Origin of the sequence: Streptomyces sp. NPDC001902, assembly GCF_042891295.1 — a bacterium.
Lineage (GTDB): Bacteria > Actinomycetota > Actinomycetes > Streptomycetales > Streptomycetaceae > Actinacidiphila.
Map to the genome: position 1 here is coordinate 192,809 of NZ_JBIATA010000015.1, position 17,208 is coordinate 210,016.

Annotated in this window: 16 protein-coding genes; 14 read left to right on the plus strand and 2 right to left on the minus strand. The window is 72.9% G+C overall.

Going from position 1 to position 17,208, the window contains the following annotated elements; genetic code table 11:
• Positions 1–17: 17 nt before the first annotated feature.
• The 4 genes from ACFYYN_RS24620 (at position 18) to glmM (ending at position 4,439) form a co-directional block, all read left to right on the plus strand.
• Positions 18–1,640: an ATP-binding cassette domain-containing protein gene (locus tag ACFYYN_RS24620; protein WP_500328135.1), complete on the plus strand. Its 1,623-nt coding sequence runs from the start codon at positions 18–20 to the stop codon at positions 1,638–1,640.
• Between the two features lie 302 nt (positions 1,641–1,942).
• The gene (rplM, locus tag ACFYYN_RS24625) at positions 1,943–2,389 is read left to right on the plus strand and encodes a 50S ribosomal protein L13 (RefSeq protein ID WP_089229083.1); all 447 of its coding nucleotides are present in this window, start codon (positions 1,943–1,945) and stop codon (positions 2,387–2,389) included.
• A gap of 42 nt (positions 2,390–2,431) precedes the next feature.
• Entirely contained in the window at positions 2,432–2,932 is a 501-nt protein-coding gene (gene rpsI, locus ACFYYN_RS24630; protein WP_319140461.1) for a 30S ribosomal protein S9, read from the plus strand.
• Positions 2,933–3,080: 148 nt separating this feature from the next.
• On the plus strand, positions 3,081–4,439 hold the full coding sequence (gene glmM / locus ACFYYN_RS24635) for a phosphoglucosamine mutase (protein ID WP_500547510.1): 1,359 nt from the start codon (positions 3,081–3,083) through the stop codon (positions 4,437–4,439).
• Here the strand turns inward: glmM and ACFYYN_RS24640 are convergent.
• Positions 4,436–5,392 carry a DUF389 domain-containing protein gene (locus ACFYYN_RS24640; RefSeq protein ID WP_500547511.1) on the minus strand — a complete coding sequence of 319 codons (957 nt, stop codon included), beginning with the start codon at positions 5,390–5,392 and terminating at the stop codon, positions 4,436–4,438. The two genes, glmM and ACFYYN_RS24640, sit on opposite strands and share 4 nt — an antisense overlap.
• A gap of 29 nt (positions 5,393–5,421) precedes the next feature.
• Entirely contained in the window at positions 5,422–6,414 is a 993-nt protein-coding gene (gene coaA / locus ACFYYN_RS24645) for a type I pantothenate kinase (protein WP_500328131.1), read from the minus strand.
• Positions 6,415–6,576: 162 nt separating this feature from the next.
• Here coaA and ACFYYN_RS24650 point away from each other — a divergent pair, with 162 nt between their 5' ends.
• The 10 genes from ACFYYN_RS24650 to ACFYYN_RS24695 all read left to right on the plus strand — a co-directional run bounded on the left by ACFYYN_RS24650 (position 6,577) and on the right by ACFYYN_RS24695 (position 17,121).
• On the plus strand, positions 6,577–7,551 hold the full coding sequence (locus tag ACFYYN_RS24650) for an ATP-binding cassette domain-containing protein (protein ID WP_500547512.1): 975 nt from the start codon (positions 6,577–6,579) through the stop codon (positions 7,549–7,551).
• Positions 7,548–8,354, plus strand: coding sequence for an ABC transporter permease (locus tag ACFYYN_RS24655; RefSeq protein WP_500547513.1), 807 nt, complete (start codon positions 7,548–7,550; stop codon positions 8,352–8,354). Before ACFYYN_RS24650 ends, ACFYYN_RS24655 begins: the two co-directional genes overlap by 4 nt.
• Before the next feature lie 98 nt (positions 8,355–8,452).
• Positions 8,453–10,300 carry a glutamine--fructose-6-phosphate transaminase (isomerizing) gene (gene glmS / locus ACFYYN_RS24660; RefSeq protein WP_500328128.1) on the plus strand — a complete coding sequence of 616 codons (1,848 nt, stop codon included), beginning with the start codon at positions 8,453–8,455 and terminating at the stop codon, positions 10,298–10,300.
• 10 nt (positions 10,301–10,310) lie between these two features.
• The gene (locus ACFYYN_RS24665) at positions 10,311–10,679 is read left to right on the plus strand and encodes a holo-ACP synthase (RefSeq protein WP_500547514.1); all 369 of its coding nucleotides are present in this window, start codon (positions 10,311–10,313) and stop codon (positions 10,677–10,679) included.
• A gap of 557 nt (positions 10,680–11,236) precedes the next feature.
• Positions 11,237–12,709, plus strand: a complete 1,473-nt coding sequence (locus tag ACFYYN_RS24670) for an NAD(P)H-hydrate dehydratase (protein WP_500547515.1) — start codon at positions 11,237–11,239, stop codon at positions 12,707–12,709.
• Positions 12,710–12,823: 114 nt separating this feature from the next.
• Entirely contained in the window at positions 12,824–13,801 is a 978-nt protein-coding gene (locus ACFYYN_RS24675; RefSeq protein ID WP_500547516.1) for a L,D-transpeptidase, read from the plus strand.
• 35 nt (positions 13,802–13,836) lie between these two features.
• Positions 13,837–14,973: an alanine racemase gene (gene alr / locus ACFYYN_RS24680; RefSeq protein ID WP_500547517.1), complete on the plus strand. Its 1,137-nt coding sequence runs from the start codon at positions 13,837–13,839 to the stop codon at positions 14,971–14,973.
• Between the two features lie 32 nt (positions 14,974–15,005).
• The gene (locus ACFYYN_RS24685; RefSeq protein WP_500547518.1) at positions 15,006–16,289 is read left to right on the plus strand and encodes an alpha/beta fold hydrolase; all 1,284 of its coding nucleotides are present in this window, start codon (positions 15,006–15,008) and stop codon (positions 16,287–16,289) included.
• Between the two features lie 11 nt (positions 16,290–16,300).
• Complete coding sequence (gene tsaE / locus ACFYYN_RS24690; protein ID WP_499513452.1) at positions 16,301–16,825, plus strand: tRNA (adenosine(37)-N6)-threonylcarbamoyltransferase complex ATPase subunit type 1 TsaE; 525 nt, start codon at positions 16,301–16,303, stop codon at positions 16,823–16,825.
• Positions 16,826–16,950: 125 nt separating this feature from the next.
• The gene (locus ACFYYN_RS24695) at positions 16,951–17,121 is read left to right on the plus strand and encodes a hypothetical protein (protein ID WP_500547519.1); all 171 of its coding nucleotides are present in this window, start codon (positions 16,951–16,953) and stop codon (positions 17,119–17,121) included.
• Positions 17,122–17,208: the final 87 nt, after the last annotated feature.

The following is a 17,208-nucleotide window of genomic DNA, read 5'->3' on the forward strand; positions in this document are numbered from 1 at the left end:
CTACGAGAATCCACGGCATGGGACATGTGGACGTTGCGCATCTGGAGTACTACCTGCCGGACGGCCGGGTGTTGCTGGGCGACGTCTCGTTCCGGGTGGGCGAGGGCGCCGCGGTGGCCCTCGTCGGGGCGAACGGCGCCGGCAAGACGACCCTCCTGCGGCTGATCTCGGGTGAGTTGAAGCCGCACGGCGGCACGGTCACGGTGAGCGGCGGGCTGGGGGTCATGCCGCAGTTCGTCGGCTCGGTGCGGGACGACCGCACCGTGCGGGACCTGCTGGTGTCCGTGGCGACGCCGCGGATCCGCGAGGCCGCCGCCGCGGTCGACGCCGCCGAGCTGGAGATCATGGCGCAGGACGACGAGGCCGCCCAGCTGGCCTACGCGCAGGCGCTCAGCGACTGGGCCGAGGCCCGCGGCTACGAGGCCGAGACGGTCTGGGACATGTGCACCACGGCCGCGCTGGGGGTTCCGTACGAGCGGGCCCAGTGGCGCGAGGTGCGGACGCTGTCGGGCGGCGAGCAGAAGCGGCTGGTGCTGGAGGCGCTGCTGCGCGGCACCGACGAGGTGCTGCTGCTGGACGAGCCGGACAACTACCTCGACGTCCCCGGGAAGCGCTGGCTGGAGGAGCAGCTGCAGCAGACCAGGAAGACGGTGCTGTTCGTCTCCCACGACCGGGAGCTGCTGGCCCGCTCCGCCGAGAAGATCGTCAGCGTGGAGCCGGGACCGGCCGGCTCGGACGTGTGGGTGCACGGCAGCGGCTTCGCGACGTACCACGAGGCGCGGCGCGAACGCTTCGCCCGCTTCGAGGAGCTGCGACGGCGCTGGGAGGAGGAGCACGCCCGGTTGAAGAAGCTCGTGCTGACCCTCCGTCAGCAGGCGGCGATCAGCCCCGACATGGCCTCCCGCTACCGGGCCGCGCAGACCCGGCTGCGGAAGTTCGAGGAGGCGGGACCGCCGCAGGAGCCGCCGCGCGAGCAGGACATCCGCATGCGGCTGTCCGGCGGGCGCACCGGCATGCGCGCCGTCACCTGCGGGCGGCTAGAGCTGACCGGGCTGATGAAGCCGTTCGACCTGGAGGTCTTCTACGGGGAGCGGGTGGCCGTCCTCGGTTCGAACGGCTCGGGCAAGTCGCACTTCCTGCGGCTGCTGGCCGGCGACCCCGGCGTGCGGCACACGGGGGAGTGGAAGCTGGGTGCGCGGGTCGTGCCGGGGCACTTCGCGCAGACGCACGCGCACCCGGAGCTCGCGGGGCGCACCCTCGTCGACATCCTGTGGACCGAGCACGCGCGCGACCGCGGCAAGGCGATGTCCGCCCTGCGGCGCTACGAGCTCGACCGGCAGGGCGACCAGCGCTTCGACCAGCTGTCGGGCGGGCAGCAGGCGCGCTTCCAGATCCTGCTGCTGGAGCTGGCCGGGGCGACGGCACTGCTGCTGGACGAGCCGACCGACAACCTGGACCTGGAGTCGGCGGAGGCGCTGCAGGAGGGGCTGGAGGCGTTCGACGGGACCGTGCTCGCGGTGACGCACGACCGCTGGTTCGCCCGCAGCTTCGACCGGTACCTGGTCTTCGGTGCGGACGGGGTCGTCCGGGAGGCGCCGGAGCCGGTGTGGGACGAGACACGGGTCGCGCGGGAGCGGTGACCGGAGCCTCGGGCCGGGGGCCGGGGCCGGCGCCCCCGAGGCGGGCGTGCGGGCGGGGGCGGCCGGTGCGGGCACGCCCCCGCACCGGCTGTTTTGACCCGAACGGGCAGCCGCGGGTATTCTGCAGGTTCGTTATGCGTATTGGCTTGCTCGTTCTCACGTGAGAGGCCGCTACGCCGGTCCACCGGGCCGATGACCAGCGTTCACCTCGCGGTATGCGTCGCCGCAGGGTGACAGGGCTGTCGTGATCGTCCGGGTGGCCTTGTCAGTACCCACTCACTGAAGAAGCGAAGGCTACGACCGTGCGTACGTTCAGCCCCAAGCCCGGCGATGTCCAGCGCCAGTGGCACGTCATTGACGCGCAGGACGTCGTCCTGGGCCGTCTGGCGTCCCAGACCGCGTCCCTCCTGAGGGGCAAGCACAAGCCGATTTATGCGCCCCACGTCGACACCGGTGACTTCGTCATCATCATCAACGCCGACAAGGTGCACCTCTCCGGCAACAAGAAGCAGCAGAAGCTGGCCTACCGCCACTCGGGCTTCCCGGGCGGTCTGCGTTCCGTCCGCTACGACGAGCTGCTCGACAAGAACCCCGAGAAGGCCATCGAGAAGGCCGTCAAGGGCATGCTGCCCAAGAACAGCCTGGGCCGCCAGATGCTCTCCAAGCTGAAGGTGTACGCGGGTGCCGAGCACCCGCACGGTGCCCAGCAGCCGGTTCCGTTCGAGATCAGCCAGGTCGCGCAGGGCTAGTCCCGGCCACCACCGATACACAGAAAGCATCTGAGGAGCATCGTGGCCGAGACCACCCCTGAGACCCCTCTCGTCGAGGACGGCGAGATCGTGGAGACCATCGAGATCCCGGAGGAGTACACCTCCGAGTCCCTCGCCTCCCGCTTCGGCGAGCCCCAGCCGGCCGCCGGAACGGGCCGCCGCAAGGAGTCCGTCGCCCGCGTCCGGATCATCCCGGGCTCCGGCAAGTGGACGATCAACGGTCGCACCCTTGAGGAGTACTTCCCCAACAAGGTGCACCAGCAGGAAGTCAACGAGCCGTTCAAGATCCTTGAGCTCGACGGCCGTTACGACGTCATCGCACGCATCAACGGCGGCGGCATCTCCGGCCAGGCCGGTGCGCTGCGCCTGGGCGTCGCCCGTGCGCTGAACGAGGCGGACGTCGACAACAACCGCGGCCCGCTCAAGAAGGCCGGCTTCCTGACCCGTGACGCTCGCGAGATCGAGCGCAAGAAGGCCGGTCTGAAGAAGGCCCGCAAGGCGCCGCAGTACAGCAAGCGCTAAGCATCACGCGCGCGCTGCACTGCACGTACGCCCCGGAGGCACTTTGTGCGTCTCCGGGGCGTACGCATTCCGGGGGGTATAGACGTATAACCGGATGGACGCCCGGCGAGTACGGGGCGGAGCACGGCAACATCTCGGAGGTAACGACGTGGGACGACTCTTCGGTACGGACGGTGTGCGCGGTGTCGCGAACGCGGATCTGACGGCTGAGCTGGCGCTCGGACTGTCGGTCGCGGCGGCGCACGTGCTCGCCGAGGCGGGCACGTTCGAGGGCCACAAGCCGGTGGCCGTGGTGGGACGGGATCCGCGTGCGTCCGGAGAGTTCCTGGAGGCCGCGGTGGTGGCCGGGCTCGCCAGCGCCGGCGTCGACGTGCTGCGGGTGGGCGTGCTGCCGACCCCGGCCGTGGCCTACCTCACCGGCGCGCTCGGCGCGGACCTGGGCGTGATGCTCTCCGCGAGCCACAACCCGATGCCCGACAACGGCGTCAAGTTCTTCGCCCGGGGCGGCCACAAGCTCGCGGACGAGCTCGAGGACCGCATCGAGTCCGTCTACGAGGAGCACCGCACCGGCGCCCCCTGGGACCGCCCCACCGGCGCCGGCGTGGGCCGCGTGCGTGAGTACGACCAGGGCTTCGACCAGTACGTCGCCCACCTGATCGGCGTCCTGCCGAACCGCCTGGACGGCCTGAAGATCGTCCTGGACGAGGCCCACGGCGCCGCGGCCCGTGTCTCGCCCGAGGCCTTCGCCCGGGCCGGCGCCGAGGTGGTCACCCTCGGTGCCCAGCCGGACGGCCTCAACATCAACGACGGCTGCGGTTCCACCCACCTGGACCTGATCAAGGCCGCCGTCATCGAACACGGCGCGGACCTCGGCATCGCCCACGACGGCGACGCCGACCGCTGCCTGGCCGTGGACCACCAGGGACACGAGGTCGACGGCGACCAGATCCTGGCCGTCCTGGCCGTCGCCATGCGCGAGGCGGACCGGCTGCGGAAGAACACCGTCGTCGGCACGGTCATGTCCAACCTGGGCTTCAAGCTCGCCATGGAGCGCGAGGGCATCGAGCTGATCCAGACCGCCGTCGGCGACCGCTACGTGCTGGAGTCGATGAAGGAGCACGGCTACGCGCTCGGCGGCGAGCAGTCCGGCCACGTGATCATCCTCGACCACGCCACCACCGGCGACGGCACCCTCACCGGCCTCATGCTGGCCGCCCGGGTCGTCTCCACCGGCCGTTCGCTGGCCGAGCTGGCCACCGTCATGGAGCGGCTGCCGCAGGTCCTGGTCAACGTCAGGGACGTCGACAGGAGCCGTGTCGGGTCCTCCACCGAGTTGTCCGCGGCCGTGGCCGAGGCGGAGGCCGAGCTCGGCAGCACCGGCCGCGTGCTGCTGCGCCCCTCCGGCACCGAGCCGGTGGTCCGCGTCATGGTCGAGGCCGCCGACATCGACCACGCCCGCTCGGTGGCCGGCCGGCTCGCCGACGTCGTGAAGTCCGCGCTCGGCTAGACCGAGGACGCGTCCGACACCGTACGCCGCCGCCTGCGCTGCATCGCCCAGAAGCCCTTCTGGGCGAGCAGCGTCAGGACGCCCGCGATGACGATCCCCGCCAGGTTGACGCCCAGTTGCGCCGAGGAGCCCCACAGCTCGCGGTAGTCGCCGTAGGTCAGGGCGAGGGCGGCGTTGGCGGCCGCCGGGACGGTGGTCACCGAGATCGCCACGCCGACCAGGGCGCCGGACTTGGCGGAGGTCAGCGAGAGGATCCCGGCGATCCCGGCGAGGAACGCCACCACGAAGGAACTGGCGTCCGGCTGCCAGATGAAGGCGGTCGACGGATGCGGCGCCGTGAAGTCGGCCACGCCGAAGACGCCCAGGACGTCCATCAGGTAGGCGAAGCCGCCGGTGAGCACCATCGCCACCGGGAAGCCCACCAGCAGCGCCACCAGCGAGCGCCGGGCCAGCCGCCCGTGGCGCTGCACCACACCGGTGCACACCCCCGCCAGCGGGCCGAACTCCGGGCCGACCACCATCGCGCCGACGATCAGGATCGCGCTGTCGAGCATCACGCCGCAGGCCGCCAGCATCGTCGCCAGGGCCAGGAACGCCAGATAGGTGACGGTGAGGGTGGACTCCTCGTGGGTCGCGTCGGTCAGCGACTCCCACAGCACGGCGTCCGCGCCCTCCCCGGGCGCGTCCTCCTCGGCCTTCTCGGCGCGGGCCGACAGCGACAGGTCGATGTGCTCCACCGCGATCGAGCCCGTGTCGGCGACGCCCATGCGCCGCAGGGCCCGCAGCAGTTCGTCGCCCGCCTCGCGCGCCACGTCGCACATGACGATGTCCCCGCGCGGGTTGCGGGCCGCTCCGGGCAGCACGGCGAGGTGGGTGGCGCCCACGGTCCCCTCGACGAGGGACACGACCTCGTCGGTGCTCCCCTGCGGGACGATCATCCGGAGATGCAGCATGCGGGGCAGGCTACCCGGCGGCCGGTGGACTACAGCTTGCGCAGGGAGAGTTTCTGCACCTTGTGGTCGGGGCCCTTGCGCAGGATCAGGGTCGCGCGGCCGCGGGTGGGCAGCACGTTCTCCAGCAGGTTGGGCTGGTTGATGGCGCGCCAGGTGTGGCGGCCGTACTCCATGGCCTCCACCTCGGAGACCTCGGTGTAGCGGTGGAAGTACGACAGCGGGTTCTGGAAGGCGGTCTCGCGCAGCTGGCGGAAGCGCGCCAGGTACCACTGCTCGATGTCCTCGGTGCGCGCGTCCACGTACACGCTGAAGTCGAAGTAGTCGGCGAGCGCGACCCGGGTGCGGCCGTCCTTGCCCGGCAGGGCGGGCTGCAGGACGTTCAGGCCCTCGACGATGAGGATGTCCGGGCGCCGGACGACCAGCTCCTCGTCGGGCACGATGTCGTAGATCAGGTGCGAGTAGACGGGCGCGCGCACCTCGTCCTTGCCGGCCTTCACGTCGGCCACGAAGCGCGTCAGGGCGCGCCGGTCGTACGACTCGGGGAAGCCCTTGCGGGACATCAGCCCGCGGCGCTGGAGCTCGGCCTTGGGGAGCAGGAAGCCGTCGGTGGTGACCAGTTCCACCCGCGGGTGCTCCGGCCAGCGGGCGAGCAGCGCCTTCAGGATGCGCGCGGTGGTCGACTTGCCGACCGCGACGCTGCCGGCGACCCCGATGACGAAGGGCGTGCCGGTCTGCGAGCCGTGGCCCTCCCCGGTGTCGTCGAGGAAGGTGTTGACGGCGCCGCGCAGTCCGTGGGTGGCGCCGACGTAGAGGTTGAGCAGCCGCGACAGCGGCAGGTAGACGTCGATCACCTCGTCCAGGTCGATGACGTCGCCGAGACCGCGCAGGCGCTCGACCTCGTCCGCGGTGAGCGGCAGCGGCGTGCGGTCGCGCAGCGCGCTCCACTCGGCCCGCGTCAGGTCGACGTACGGCGTGGGCTCGGCGCGGCGGCGCGTCGGGTGGGGGGAAATCGTCGGCGGCACGGATTCATTGTTGCGCCGCGGTGAACTGCGCTCACGCCGGGGTCGGCCGGGCCGGCGCCGGCGCCGTCGTCAGCGGTATGTCAGCCCGTTGTCAGTGGCGTCCGGGACAGTGGTGCGCAACGGAGCAACACCGAGCGAACCATGACGGGGAGGACATCGCGGATGAGCTACGCGATCCAGGCGGAGGGCCTGGTCAAACGCTTCAAGGAGACCACGGCCCTGGCCGGCGTGGACCTGGCCGCGCGCAGCGGCACGGTGCTCGGCGTGCTCGGCCCCAACGGGGCAGGGAAGACCACGGCGGTGCGCATCCTGGCCACCCTGCTGCGGCCGGACGCCGGCCGGGCGCTCGTCGGCGGCCACGACGTGGTGCGGGAGGCCGGCGCCGTACGCGCGCTCGTCGGGCTCACCGGGCAGTACGCGGCCGTGGACGAGATGCTCACCGGCCACGAGAACCTGCTGATGATCGCCCGGCTGCTGGGCCTGCCGCGCCGTGAGGCCCGCGCCCGGGTGACGCGGCTGCTGGAGGAGTTCCGGCTCGCCGACGCCGGCGGCCGCGCCGCCAAGACGTACTCCGGCGGCATGCGGCGCCGCCTCGACCTCGCCGCGAGCCTGGTCGGCCGGCCGCGGGTGCTCTTCCTCGACGAGCCCACCACCGGCCTGGACCCGCACAGCCGCAACGAGCTGTGGGACATCGTCCGCGGCCTGGTCGGGGACGGTACGACGGTGCTGCTGACCACGCAGTACCTGGAGGAGGCCGACCAGCTCGCCGACGACATCGCGGTCATCGACCGCGGCCGGGTGATCGCCGAGGGCACCCCCGACGGGCTCAAGGAGCAGGTCGGCGGCCAGGTTCTGCAGGTGCGGCCGATGGCCGCGGCGGAGCTGGAGAAGGTCCACGCGATGGTCTCGGTGGTCGCCGGGCCCGCCGCGAAGATCGAGTCCGGCCTGGTCACCGCTGCGGTGAACGACCCGGAGCTGATGCCCGCCGTCGTACGGCGGCTGGACGAGGCCGGGGTGCGGGTGAGCGAGCTCACGCTGCGCCGCTCCAGCCTCGACGAGGTGTTCCTGTCCCTCACCGGGCACCGCGCGGTGGAGGAGACGACGACGGACGAGGACAAGACGGAGGCCCTGGTATGAGCGCCGTGACCGTGGACCTGATGCCGGTCGCCAAGGTCCGGCTCCGCGACGGGCTGCAGCAGACCTGCACCCTCGCCTGGCGCAACCTGGTGCAGATCAAGCACAACCCGATGGAGCTGATGGACCTCAGCGTCCAGCCCGTCATGTTCGTGCTGCTCTTCACCTACGTCTTCGGCGGCCAGATGGCCGGATCGCCCGACGCCTACCTGCAGTACGCGCTGCCCGGGATCATCGTGCAGAACGCCCTCTTCGCGACCATGAACACCGCGATGGGCCTCAACATCGACCTCACCAAGGGCGTCCTGGACCGGTTGCGCTCGCTGCCAATCGCCCGTTCCGCGCCGCTCATGGGGCGGGTCGTGGCGGACCTCGGCAAGCAACTGTGGTCGCTGCTGCTGATGCTGGGCCTGGGCGTGCTCATGGGCTTCGACGTGGACGGCGGCGTGCCCGGCGTACTGGGCGCGGCGGGCCTGCTGCTGGCCTTCGCGGTCGCCATGTCCTGGATGACGCTGCTGATCGGGATGCTGGTCTCCGAGCCGGAGAAGGTGATGACCTTCGGCTTCGTGCTGGTCATGCCGCTCACCTTCACCTCCAGCGCCTTCGTGCGCGCGGACACCATGCCCGGCTGGCTCAGGGCGTGGGCGGACGTGAACCCGGTCACCCGCCTGGCCGACGCCGTACGGGGATTGATGACCGGCTCCGGTGCGGTCGCCGGACCGGTCATGTGGTCGCTGCTGTGGGCCGCGGGGATCGCGGTGGTCTTCGTCCCGCTGGTGATGCGCGCCTACCGCGCGCGCAGCTGAACGCGCTCCCCGGGATGCCCCGGACCGTCCCGGTCCGGGGCCCACCGGCGTCCGCGGTCGGGTTCGACGTCCGCCGTCCGCCGCCTAGAGTTCTTCCCATGTGCGGAATCGTTGGATACGTGGGCGGCCAGTCCGCCCTCGACGTCGTCATCGCGGGTCTCAAGCGCCTGGAGTACCGGGGGTACGACTCGGCGGGCGTCGCCGTCCTCGCGGACGGCGGGCTCGCCGCGGCCAAGAGGGCCGGGAAGCTCGCCAACCTGGAGAAGCTGCTGGACGAGCGTCCGCTGCCGAGCGGCCCCGCCGGGATCGGGCACACCCGCTGGGCCACCCACGGCGGCCCCACGGACGCCAACGCGCACCCGCACCTGGACAACGCGGGCCGGGTCGCCGTCGTCCACAACGGCATCATCGAGAACTTCGCCGCCCTGCGTGCCGAACTCGCCGAGCGCGGCCACGACCTGCTCTCCGAGACCGACACCGAGGTCGTCTCCCACCTCCTCGCCGAGGCCTACTCCTCCACCGGGGACCTCGCCGAGGCCATGCGCCAGGTCTGCGGCCGCCTCGACGGCGCCTTCACCCTGGTGGCCGTCCACGCCGACGAGCCGGACGTCGTGGTGGGCGCCCGCCGCAACTCCCCGCTCGTCGTGGGCGTCGGCGACGGCGAGAACTTCCTCGCCTCCGACGTCGCGGCCTTCATCGCGTACACCCGCGAGGCCATCGAGCTCGGCCAGGACCAGGTCGTGGAGCTGCGCCGCGGGGGCGTCACCGTCACCGACTTCGAGGGCAAGCCCGCCGACGTCCGGCCGTACCACATCGACTGGGACGCCTCCGCCGCCGAGAAGGGCGGCTACGACTACTTCATGCTCAAGGAGATCGCCGAGCAGCCCAAGGCCGTCGCCGACACGCTGCTGGGCCGGATCGACGCGAGCGGACTGCTGACCCTCGACGAGGTACGGATCCCCGCCTCCGTGCTGCGCGAGGTCGACAAGATCGTCATCGTCGCTTGCGGCACCGCCTTCCACGCCGGAATGATCGCCAAGTACGCGATCGAGCACTGGACCCGCATCCCCTGCGAGGTGGAGCTCGCCAGCGAGTTCCGCTACCGCGACCCGATCCTGGCCCCGCGCAGCCTGGTGGTCGCCATCAGCCAGTCCGGCGAGACCATGGACACCCTCATGGCCCTGCGGCACGCCCGCGAACAGGGCTCCAAGGTGCTGGCCATCTGCAACACCAACGGCTCCACCATCCCGCGCGAGTCCGACGCGGTGCTCTACACCCACGCCGGCCCCGAGGTCGCCGTCGCCTCCACGAAGGCGTTCCTCACCCAGGTCGTCGCCTGCTACCTCGTCGCCCTCTACCTGGGCCAGGTGCGCGGCACGAAGTGGGGTGACGAGATCCTCGCCGTCATCCGCGAGCTCTCCCAGATCTCCCGTCAGGTCGAGCAGGTCCTCGAGACCATGGAGCCGGTCCGCGAACTGGCCCGCTCCCTCAAGGACAAGAACACCGTCCTCTTCCTCGGCCGCCACGTGGGCTACCCCGTCGCCCTGGAGGGCGCGCTCAAGCTCAAGGAACTCGCCTACATGCACGCCGAGGGCTTCGCCGCCGGCGAGCTCAAGCACGGCCCCATCGCGCTGATCGAGGAGGACCTCCCCGTCGTCGTGGTCGTGCCGTCGCCGCGCGGGCGCTCGGTGCTGCACGACAAGATCGTGTCCAACATCCAGGAGATCCGGGCCCGCGGCGCGCGCACCATCGTCATCGCGGAGGAGGGCGACGAGTCCGTCGTCCCCTACGCCGACCACCTGGTGCGGGTGCCGCAGACCCCGACGCTGCTGCAGCCGCTGGTCGCGACGGTGCCGCTGCAGGTCTTCGCGTGCGAACTGGCCACGGCCCGCGGCAACGAGGTCGACCAGCCGCGGAACCTCGCGAAGTCCGTCACGGTCGAGTGAGCAGCACGCCGTGATCATCGGGGTGGGCATCGACGTCGCCGAGATCGACCGCTTCGAGCAGTCCCTGGAGCGCACGCCCGGTCTGGCCGAGCGGCTCTTCCTCCCCGGCGAGCTCCACCTCCCCAGTGGGGCTCGCCGGGGCGGCGCCTCCCTCGCGGCGCGGTTCGCCGCGAAGGAGGCGGTCGCGAAGGCGCTGGGGGCGCCCGGGGGGCTGCACTGGTCGGACGCGGAGGTCGTCACGGAGGATTCGGGGCAGCCGCGGCTCATCGTCCGGGGGACGGTGGCGGCGCGGGCCGAGCAGTTGGGGGTGCGGACGTTCCACATCTCGCTCAGCCACGACGCGGGGGTCGCGTCCGCGGTGGTCATCGCCGAGGGCTGACCCGGTCCGGGGGTACCCCGTGTCGCCGCGTGCGGGGCGTTTGTGCTGGCGGTTTCCCTTGCGGCCGGGTGTTTGTGCGCGGGTTGTTTGCGCCTGCGGCGGGCGTCCCCCACCGCCCTCCCGATTGCCCGGCGCGGTCAGTGCGGGCCTGTGCTCTGTTGGGGTCGGTGCCGCGCCGGCGCACGTCCTCAGCGCTCGCGGTTTACCCCAGCATCGTTGGGCACCGCGCGCACCGCTCGTCGCTTCCGGGCGCACCCCGCCACACCCCCTCCCGTCGTATGGGCGCATGATGGCCGGTCGGGGGTGAGTAGGCACCTGCGGCAACCCCGGACCGCTCTCTGAACCCCGTCCGCCCGTCAGTCGCCCCACCGGCATGAGGGGGCGTACCCCGGCGCGGCACCGACCCAGGCACATGTTGCGCAGGCCCGCACTGACCGCGCCGGATGGGGTCCCCCCGGCCGAAGGCTGGGGGAGGGCGGGCGGCGGGGAAACCGCCCGCCGCATGCGCAAGCAACGGACGGCGCGCAACCACGGCCCCGCGGTGGGAACATGGCCCCATGCGGGTGGCGTACAGCGTGGAGACCGTACGGGCGGCGGAGCGGGCGCTCATGGCGCGGGTTCCGGAGGGGGCCCTGATGCAGCGGGCGGCGGCCGGGCTGGCGGCCGCGTGCGCGAACGCGCTCGGCACCGGGGGCGGGGTCTACGCGGCCCGCGTCGTCGTGCTGGCCGGGAGCGGGGACAACGGCGGCGACGCGCTGTACGCGGGGGCGCGCCTGGCGCGGCGCGGGGCGGGGGTGACCGCCGTCCTGGTGGCGCCGCAGAAGGCGCACCGCGGTGGCCTGGCGGCCCTGCGCGCCGCGGGCGGCCGTGCGGTCGCCCCGGACGACGTGGACGCGGTGGCCCTGATCCACCGCGCCGACCTCGTGCTGGACGGCATCGTGGGCATCGGGGGCAAGGGCGGGCTGCGCCCCGAGGCGGTGCCGCTGGCGGAGGCCGCGCACGCGTCCCGGGCGGTCGTGGTCGCCGTGGACCTCCCCAGCGGCGTGGACGCCGACAGCGGCGAGGTCCGGGGCGTGGCGGTGCGGGCCGACATGACGGTGACGTTCGGGACGTACAAGCCGGGCCTGCTCGTGGACCCGGCCGCCGAGCACGCCGGCGCCCTGCGCCTGGTGGACATCGGCCTCGGCCCCTGTCTGGACGGCACCGCGCCCGACCTGGAGGCGCTGCAGCACGCCGACGTCGCCGCCCTCCTGCCGGGCCCGGACGCCGAGAGCGACAAGTACCGGCGTGGCGTGATCGGCGTCGTCGCGGGCTCGGAGCGCTACCCCGGGGCCGCCGTGCTCGCGGTGGCGGGGGCGCTGCGGGCGGGCGCGGGGGCCGTGCGGTACGTGGGCCCGGGGGCGCGGGCCGTGCTGGCCCGCTTCCCGGAGACGCTGGTGTCGGCCGGGCCGCCGCACAAGGCCGGCCGGGTGCAGGCCTGGGTGGTGGGCCCCGGGCTGGGCGACGGGCCGGAGGCGCGGCGCTCGGTGGACGACGTGCTCGCCTCGGACGTGCCCGTGCTCGTCGACGCGGACGGCCTGCGGCTGCTGGACCGGGCCGTGGTGCGCTCCCGCGTCGCGGGCACCGTGCTGACCCCGCACGCGGGGGAGGCGGCGGCGCTGCTCGGTGTGGCCCGCGAGGAGGTGGAGGCGGCGCGGCTGGACCATGTACGGAGGCTGGCCGACGCGTTCGGCGCGACGGCGCTGCTGAAGGGCTCCACGACGCTCGTCGCGTCCCCGGAGCCGGGGGTGCCGGTCCGGGTCAATCCCACGGGGACGTCCTGGCTGGCCACGGCCGGCAGCGGTGACGTGCTCTCCGGTATCACCGGGTCCCTGCTGGCCGCCGGGCTCGCCCCGCGCGACGCGGCTTCCGTCGGTGCCTACCTGCACGGTCTGTCGGCGCGGGTCGCCGCGGGCCGGGTGGGCGCGCCGATCGCCGCGCACGACGTGGCCGCCGCCCTTCCTGACGCCTGGCGCGACATCAGGTCCTGATCCGCCGTCAATCAACTGGGCGAAACGGGTGGAGTCCGCCGACGTGGTGTTCCGCCGGGCGGCCGCACGTCAATTTGTGTGTTCATGGGAACGTATGCCAGAAGCAGGGTCCGGTTGCTCACCGCGGCCGTGGTCGCCCTTGCCGCACTCGGTGCGCACACGACGGCCGCCGCGGACGACGACTGGCCGGTGCCGGTGGACCGGCTCGTCCCCGGGGTCCCCTTCGGCCCTGCCGCCTCCCGGCAGGTCGACACCCCCGACCAGGGCGCGCTGCCCCGCACGATCGGCATGGCGCCGACCGGGCCCACGCGCAGCGCCGTGCTCTCCGAGGACGAGGGCGAGGACTGGGTGGATCCGCAACTGGTGGAGTTCGTGCCCGCCAAGGACGTAGAGCGGGCGCGTACGTTCCAGCAGGAGCGGGCCGCCGAGGAGGAGGACCAGGACCCGTACTACGAGGAGGACGAGGAGGACGGGTCGAACCCGGAGCCCGCCGAGTACTGCACGTCCTTCACCGGCCCCTACCAGCGCGAGGTCGAGAAGCGGCTGCGGCTGCGCGTGAACGGCAGGCAGTCCGAGGCCGACTGCTCGGAGATCCGCCGCTACCAGAAGTCCAGGGGCATCGTGCCCGCCACCGGCTTCGCGGGCCCCACCACCTGGGGCTACCTCCGTCTCGACGAGGCCACCAGGAAGGGCCCCAATGCCTCCCGCCGGTGCCCGGCGCCGGCCCGGGGCAAGCGCATCGTCTGCATCGACCTCAACCGCCAGCTGCTGTGGGTGCAGAGCAGCAGCACCAAGGTCGTCTTCGGCCCCGTCGCCATCCGCAGCGGCCGCACCGGCTACCTCACCCGTACCGGCCGCTTCTCCGTCTACTGGCGCCACAAGGACCACGTCTCCGACATCTACGACGCCCCGATGCCCTACAGCCAGTTCTTCAGCGGCGGCCAGGCGATGCACGCCACTCCCGGGAGCGTCTACAAGGCGCCCGGATCGCACGGATGCATCAACCTGTCCAACCGCAACGCGCGCCTGCTGTGGAACGTCCTGAAGATCCAGGAGGCGGTGTACGTGTGGGGCAGGAAGCCCGCCACGTGACGGCGGCACGGGGCCGGCCTGAGACACTGGGCGCGATGGATGAGACGAATCTGCGCGCCCAGGCCACGATCGACCTCGCCGCCCTGCGGTCCAACGTCGCGGCGCTGCGCGCCCGCGCACCCCGCTCCGGGCTGATGGCCGTGGTCAAGGCGGACGCCTACGGCCACGGGATGGTGCCGTGTGCCCGGGCCGCCCTGGAGGCGGGCGCGGGCTGGCTCGGCACGGCGACGCCCGACGAGGCGCTGGCCCTGCGCGCAGCCGGGATCACGGCCCCCGTGCTGTGCTGGCTGTGGACGCCGGGAGGGCCCTGGCGGGCCGCCGTGGAGGCGGACGTCGACGTGACGGTCAGCGCGCTGTGGGCGCTGCGCGAGGTCGCGGAGGCCGCCGCGGCCGCGGGCCGGACCGCGCGCGTCCAGCTGAAGGCCGACACGGGTCTGGGCCGCAACGGCGCCCAGCCCGCGGAGTGGCCCGACCTCGTCGCCGCCGCCCGCGCCGCCGAGACCGAGGGCCTGGTCAAGGTCACCGGGCTGTGGTCGCACTTCGCGTGCGCCGACGAGCCCGGCCACCCCTCCATCGCGGCGCAGCTCGCCGTCTTCCACAGCGCCCTGGAGACCGCGGAGCGCGCCGGGTTGCGCCCCGAGGTCCGGCACATGGCGAACTCCCCGGCCACGCTGACCCTGCCCGAGGCGCACTTCGACCTGGTCAGGACCGGGGTGGCGATGTACGGGATCTCGCCGGTCCCGCAGGTCGGCGGCCCGGCCGACTTCGGGCTGCGCCCGGTGATGACGCTGTCGGCGCGACTGGCCTCGGCCAAGCGCGTCCCCGGCGGCCACGGGGTCTCCTACGGGCACCACTACACGACGCCCGGCGAGACGACCCTCGCCCTGGTGCCCGTCGGGTACGCCGACGGCGTCCCGCGGCACGCCTCGGGCACCGGCCCGGTGCTGGTGGCGGGCAAGTGGCGGACGGTCGCCGGGCGGGTGGCGATGGACCAGTTCGTGGTCGACCTCGGGGGCGACGGCGCCGCCGCGGGTGACGAGGCAGTACTGTTCGGCCCTGGTGACCGCGGTGAGCCGACCGCCGAGGACTGGGCACGGGCGGCGGGCACCATCGCGTACGAGATCGTCACTCGGATCGGGACCCGGGTGCCGCGCGTCTACGTGGGTACGTAAACGCGTAGCCAAGGGGAAGCAGCGATACGACCATGACCGAGAGCGGTAGGGCAACGGGGGCGGCGATGGAGGCGGTGGCCGAAGCGGCCGCCGCTTCCGGTCGCTGGCAGCGCGCCGGGATCGTCGGCGCGGCCGTGGGCGTCGTCGCGGCGGGTGCCGCCGCGGGGGTGGCGCTGGAGCGGGCCACGGTGGGGCGGGGCATGCGCAAACGCGCCCGGCTCGCCCTCGACCTGGCCGGGCCGTACGGCTCGCTGCGCGGGATGCCGGGCAGGGCCGCCGCGGAGGACGGCACCGAGATCTACTACGAGGTCGAGGAGGCGGACCCGGCGGCGATCGACGTGGCCGCGCCGACGCGACGCTGGCAGTTCTTCCGCCGCAGCGGCCAGGCGCCGCCGCTGACCGTGGTCTTCAGCCACGGGTACTGCCTCAACCAGGACTCCTGGCACTTCCAGCGCGCCGCGCTGCGCGGGGCGATACGCGCCGTCTACTGGGACCAGCGCAGCCACGGCCGCTCCGGCCGGGGCAAGGACCAGGCGGACGGCGAGCCCGCCACGATCGACCAGCTCGGCCGCGACCTGAAGGCGGTGATCGACGCCGCCGCGCCGGAGGGCCCGTTGGTGCTCGTCGGGCACTCCATGGGGGGCATGACGGTCATGGCGTTCGCCGACCAGTTCCCCGAGGTGGTGGCCGAGCGCGTGGCCGGCTTCGCCTTCGTCGGCACGTCCTCCGGCAAGCTGGCCAGCGTGACGCTGGGCCTGCCGGCGGCCGGCGCGCGGGCGCTGCGGGCGCTGGCGCCGGGGGTGCTGCGGATCCTGGGCACCCAGGTCGACCTGGTGGAACGGGGGCGCCGGGCGACGGCCGACCTCTTCGCCGGGATCATCAAGCGCTACTCCTTCGGCTCCGAGGTGGACCCGGGCGTCGCGCGCTTCGCCGAGCGGATGATCGAGTCGACCCCGATCGACGTCGTCGCCGAGTTCTACCCGGCCTTCACCGAGCACGAGAAGAGCGAGGCCCTGGACGTGCTGGACGGCCTGCCCGGGCTCGTACTGGCCGGGGACAAGGACCTGCTGACGCCCAGTGAGCACAGCCGGGCCATCGCCGAGCGCCTGCCGGACACCGAGCTGGTGGTGGTGCCCGGGGCCGGGCACCTGGTGATGCTGGAGCACCCCGAGCTGGTCAACACGCACCTGGCGGCGCTGCTCGCCGAGGCGGCCGACGCCTCGCGCGCAGCGGTCCCGCAGGCGCTGCGCGAACTGGCGGTGCCGCCGCCCGCCGGGCCGGGCAGGGCGGACCGCGTGGTCTCCGGCGGCGCGTAGCATTCGGGCACATGGGCATGGAAGCCATCGGCATGGAAGCGATCCGGGTCACCGTCAAGACCCCCGACCAGATGCGCGAGCTGGGGCGCCGTCTCGCGCCGCTGCTGCGCGCCGGCGACCTCGTCGTCCTCAGCGGTGACCTGGGAGCGGGCAAGACCACGCTGACCCGTGGCCTGGGCGAGGGCCTGGGCGTCCGGGGCGCGGTGACGTCGCCGACCTTCGTGATCGCGCGGGTGCACCCCTCGCTGGGCGGCGGCCCCGCCCTGGTGCACGTGGACGCGTACCGGCTGACCGGCGGCCTCGACGAGATGGAGGACCTGGACCTCGACGTCTCGCTGCCGGAGTCGGTGGTCGTGGTCGAGTGGGGCGAGGGCAAGGTCGAGGAGCTCTCCGACGACCGGCTGCAGCTGGTGATCCACCGCGCGGTGGGCGAGGTCGCCGCGAACGGGCAGGAGGACCACGACGTGCGCGAGGTCGTCGTGACCGGGGTCGGCGGGCGCTGGGCCGGTGAGGACCTGGCGGGCCTCGGCGTCTGAGCGCGTAACCGTTCCGACAAGGTGTCGGGAAGATGTTGCGTACGGCACGTCCCCCGTGTTCTGCTGGAGTCCAGGAGTCGGTTAGGGCTGCCTAACCCGACCCCCGTCGGACCCAGGAGGCATCCATGTCGGCCCACACGGCCCCGGAGCCGGAGCCGGGTTACTCGATGCAGGCGCTGCTGGCGGCGGCCGCGGCGGCGAACGCGGTGTGCACCCCCCCGGGGGAGCCCGAGGAGCCGGAACCGGACACGGTGCAGGACGAACCCACGCGGCGCCCCGAGGCGGACGCGGCCTAGGTTCTGTTTCTTGGATCATGTGCGGAGCCAGATCATCAGGGCTGCGACGGTGACGGTTCCGAGGTAGGTGTAGGCGCGTTTGTCGTA

What these genes read in the sequence shown, in the direction of transcription:
- ACFYYN_RS24695 (WP_500547519.1), top strand. Translation starts at nt 16,951, where the DNA reads ATGTCGGCCCACACGGCCCCGGAGCCGGAGCCGGGTTACTCGATGCAG.
- ACFYYN_RS24655 (WP_500547513.1), top strand. Translation starts at nt 7,548, where the DNA reads ATGAGCGCCGTGACCGTGGACCTGATGCCGGTCGCCAAGGTCCGGCTC.
- ACFYYN_RS24670 (WP_500547515.1), top strand. Translation starts at nt 11,237, where the DNA reads ATGCGGGTGGCGTACAGCGTGGAGACCGTACGGGCGGCGGAGCGGGCG.
- tsaE (WP_499513452.1), top strand. Translation starts at nt 16,301, where the DNA reads ATGGGCATGGAAGCCATCGGCATGGAAGCGATCCGGGTCACCGTCAAG.
- ACFYYN_RS24620 (WP_500328135.1), top strand. Translation starts at nt 18, where the DNA reads ATGGGACATGTGGACGTTGCGCATCTGGAGTACTACCTGCCGGACGGC.
- ACFYYN_RS24650 (WP_500547512.1), top strand. Translation starts at nt 6,577, where the DNA reads ATGAGCTACGCGATCCAGGCGGAGGGCCTGGTCAAACGCTTCAAGGAG.
- glmS (WP_500328128.1), top strand. Translation starts at nt 8,453, where the DNA reads ATGTGCGGAATCGTTGGATACGTGGGCGGCCAGTCCGCCCTCGACGTC.
- alr (WP_500547517.1), top strand. Translation starts at nt 13,837, where the DNA reads ATGGATGAGACGAATCTGCGCGCCCAGGCCACGATCGACCTCGCCGCC.
- ACFYYN_RS24640 (WP_500547511.1), bottom strand. Translation starts at nt 5,392, where the DNA reads ATGCTGCATCTCCGGATGATCGTCCCGCAGGGGAGCACCGACGAGGTC.
- ACFYYN_RS24685 (WP_500547518.1), top strand. Translation starts at nt 15,006, where the DNA reads ATGACCGAGAGCGGTAGGGCAACGGGGGCGGCGATGGAGGCGGTGGCC.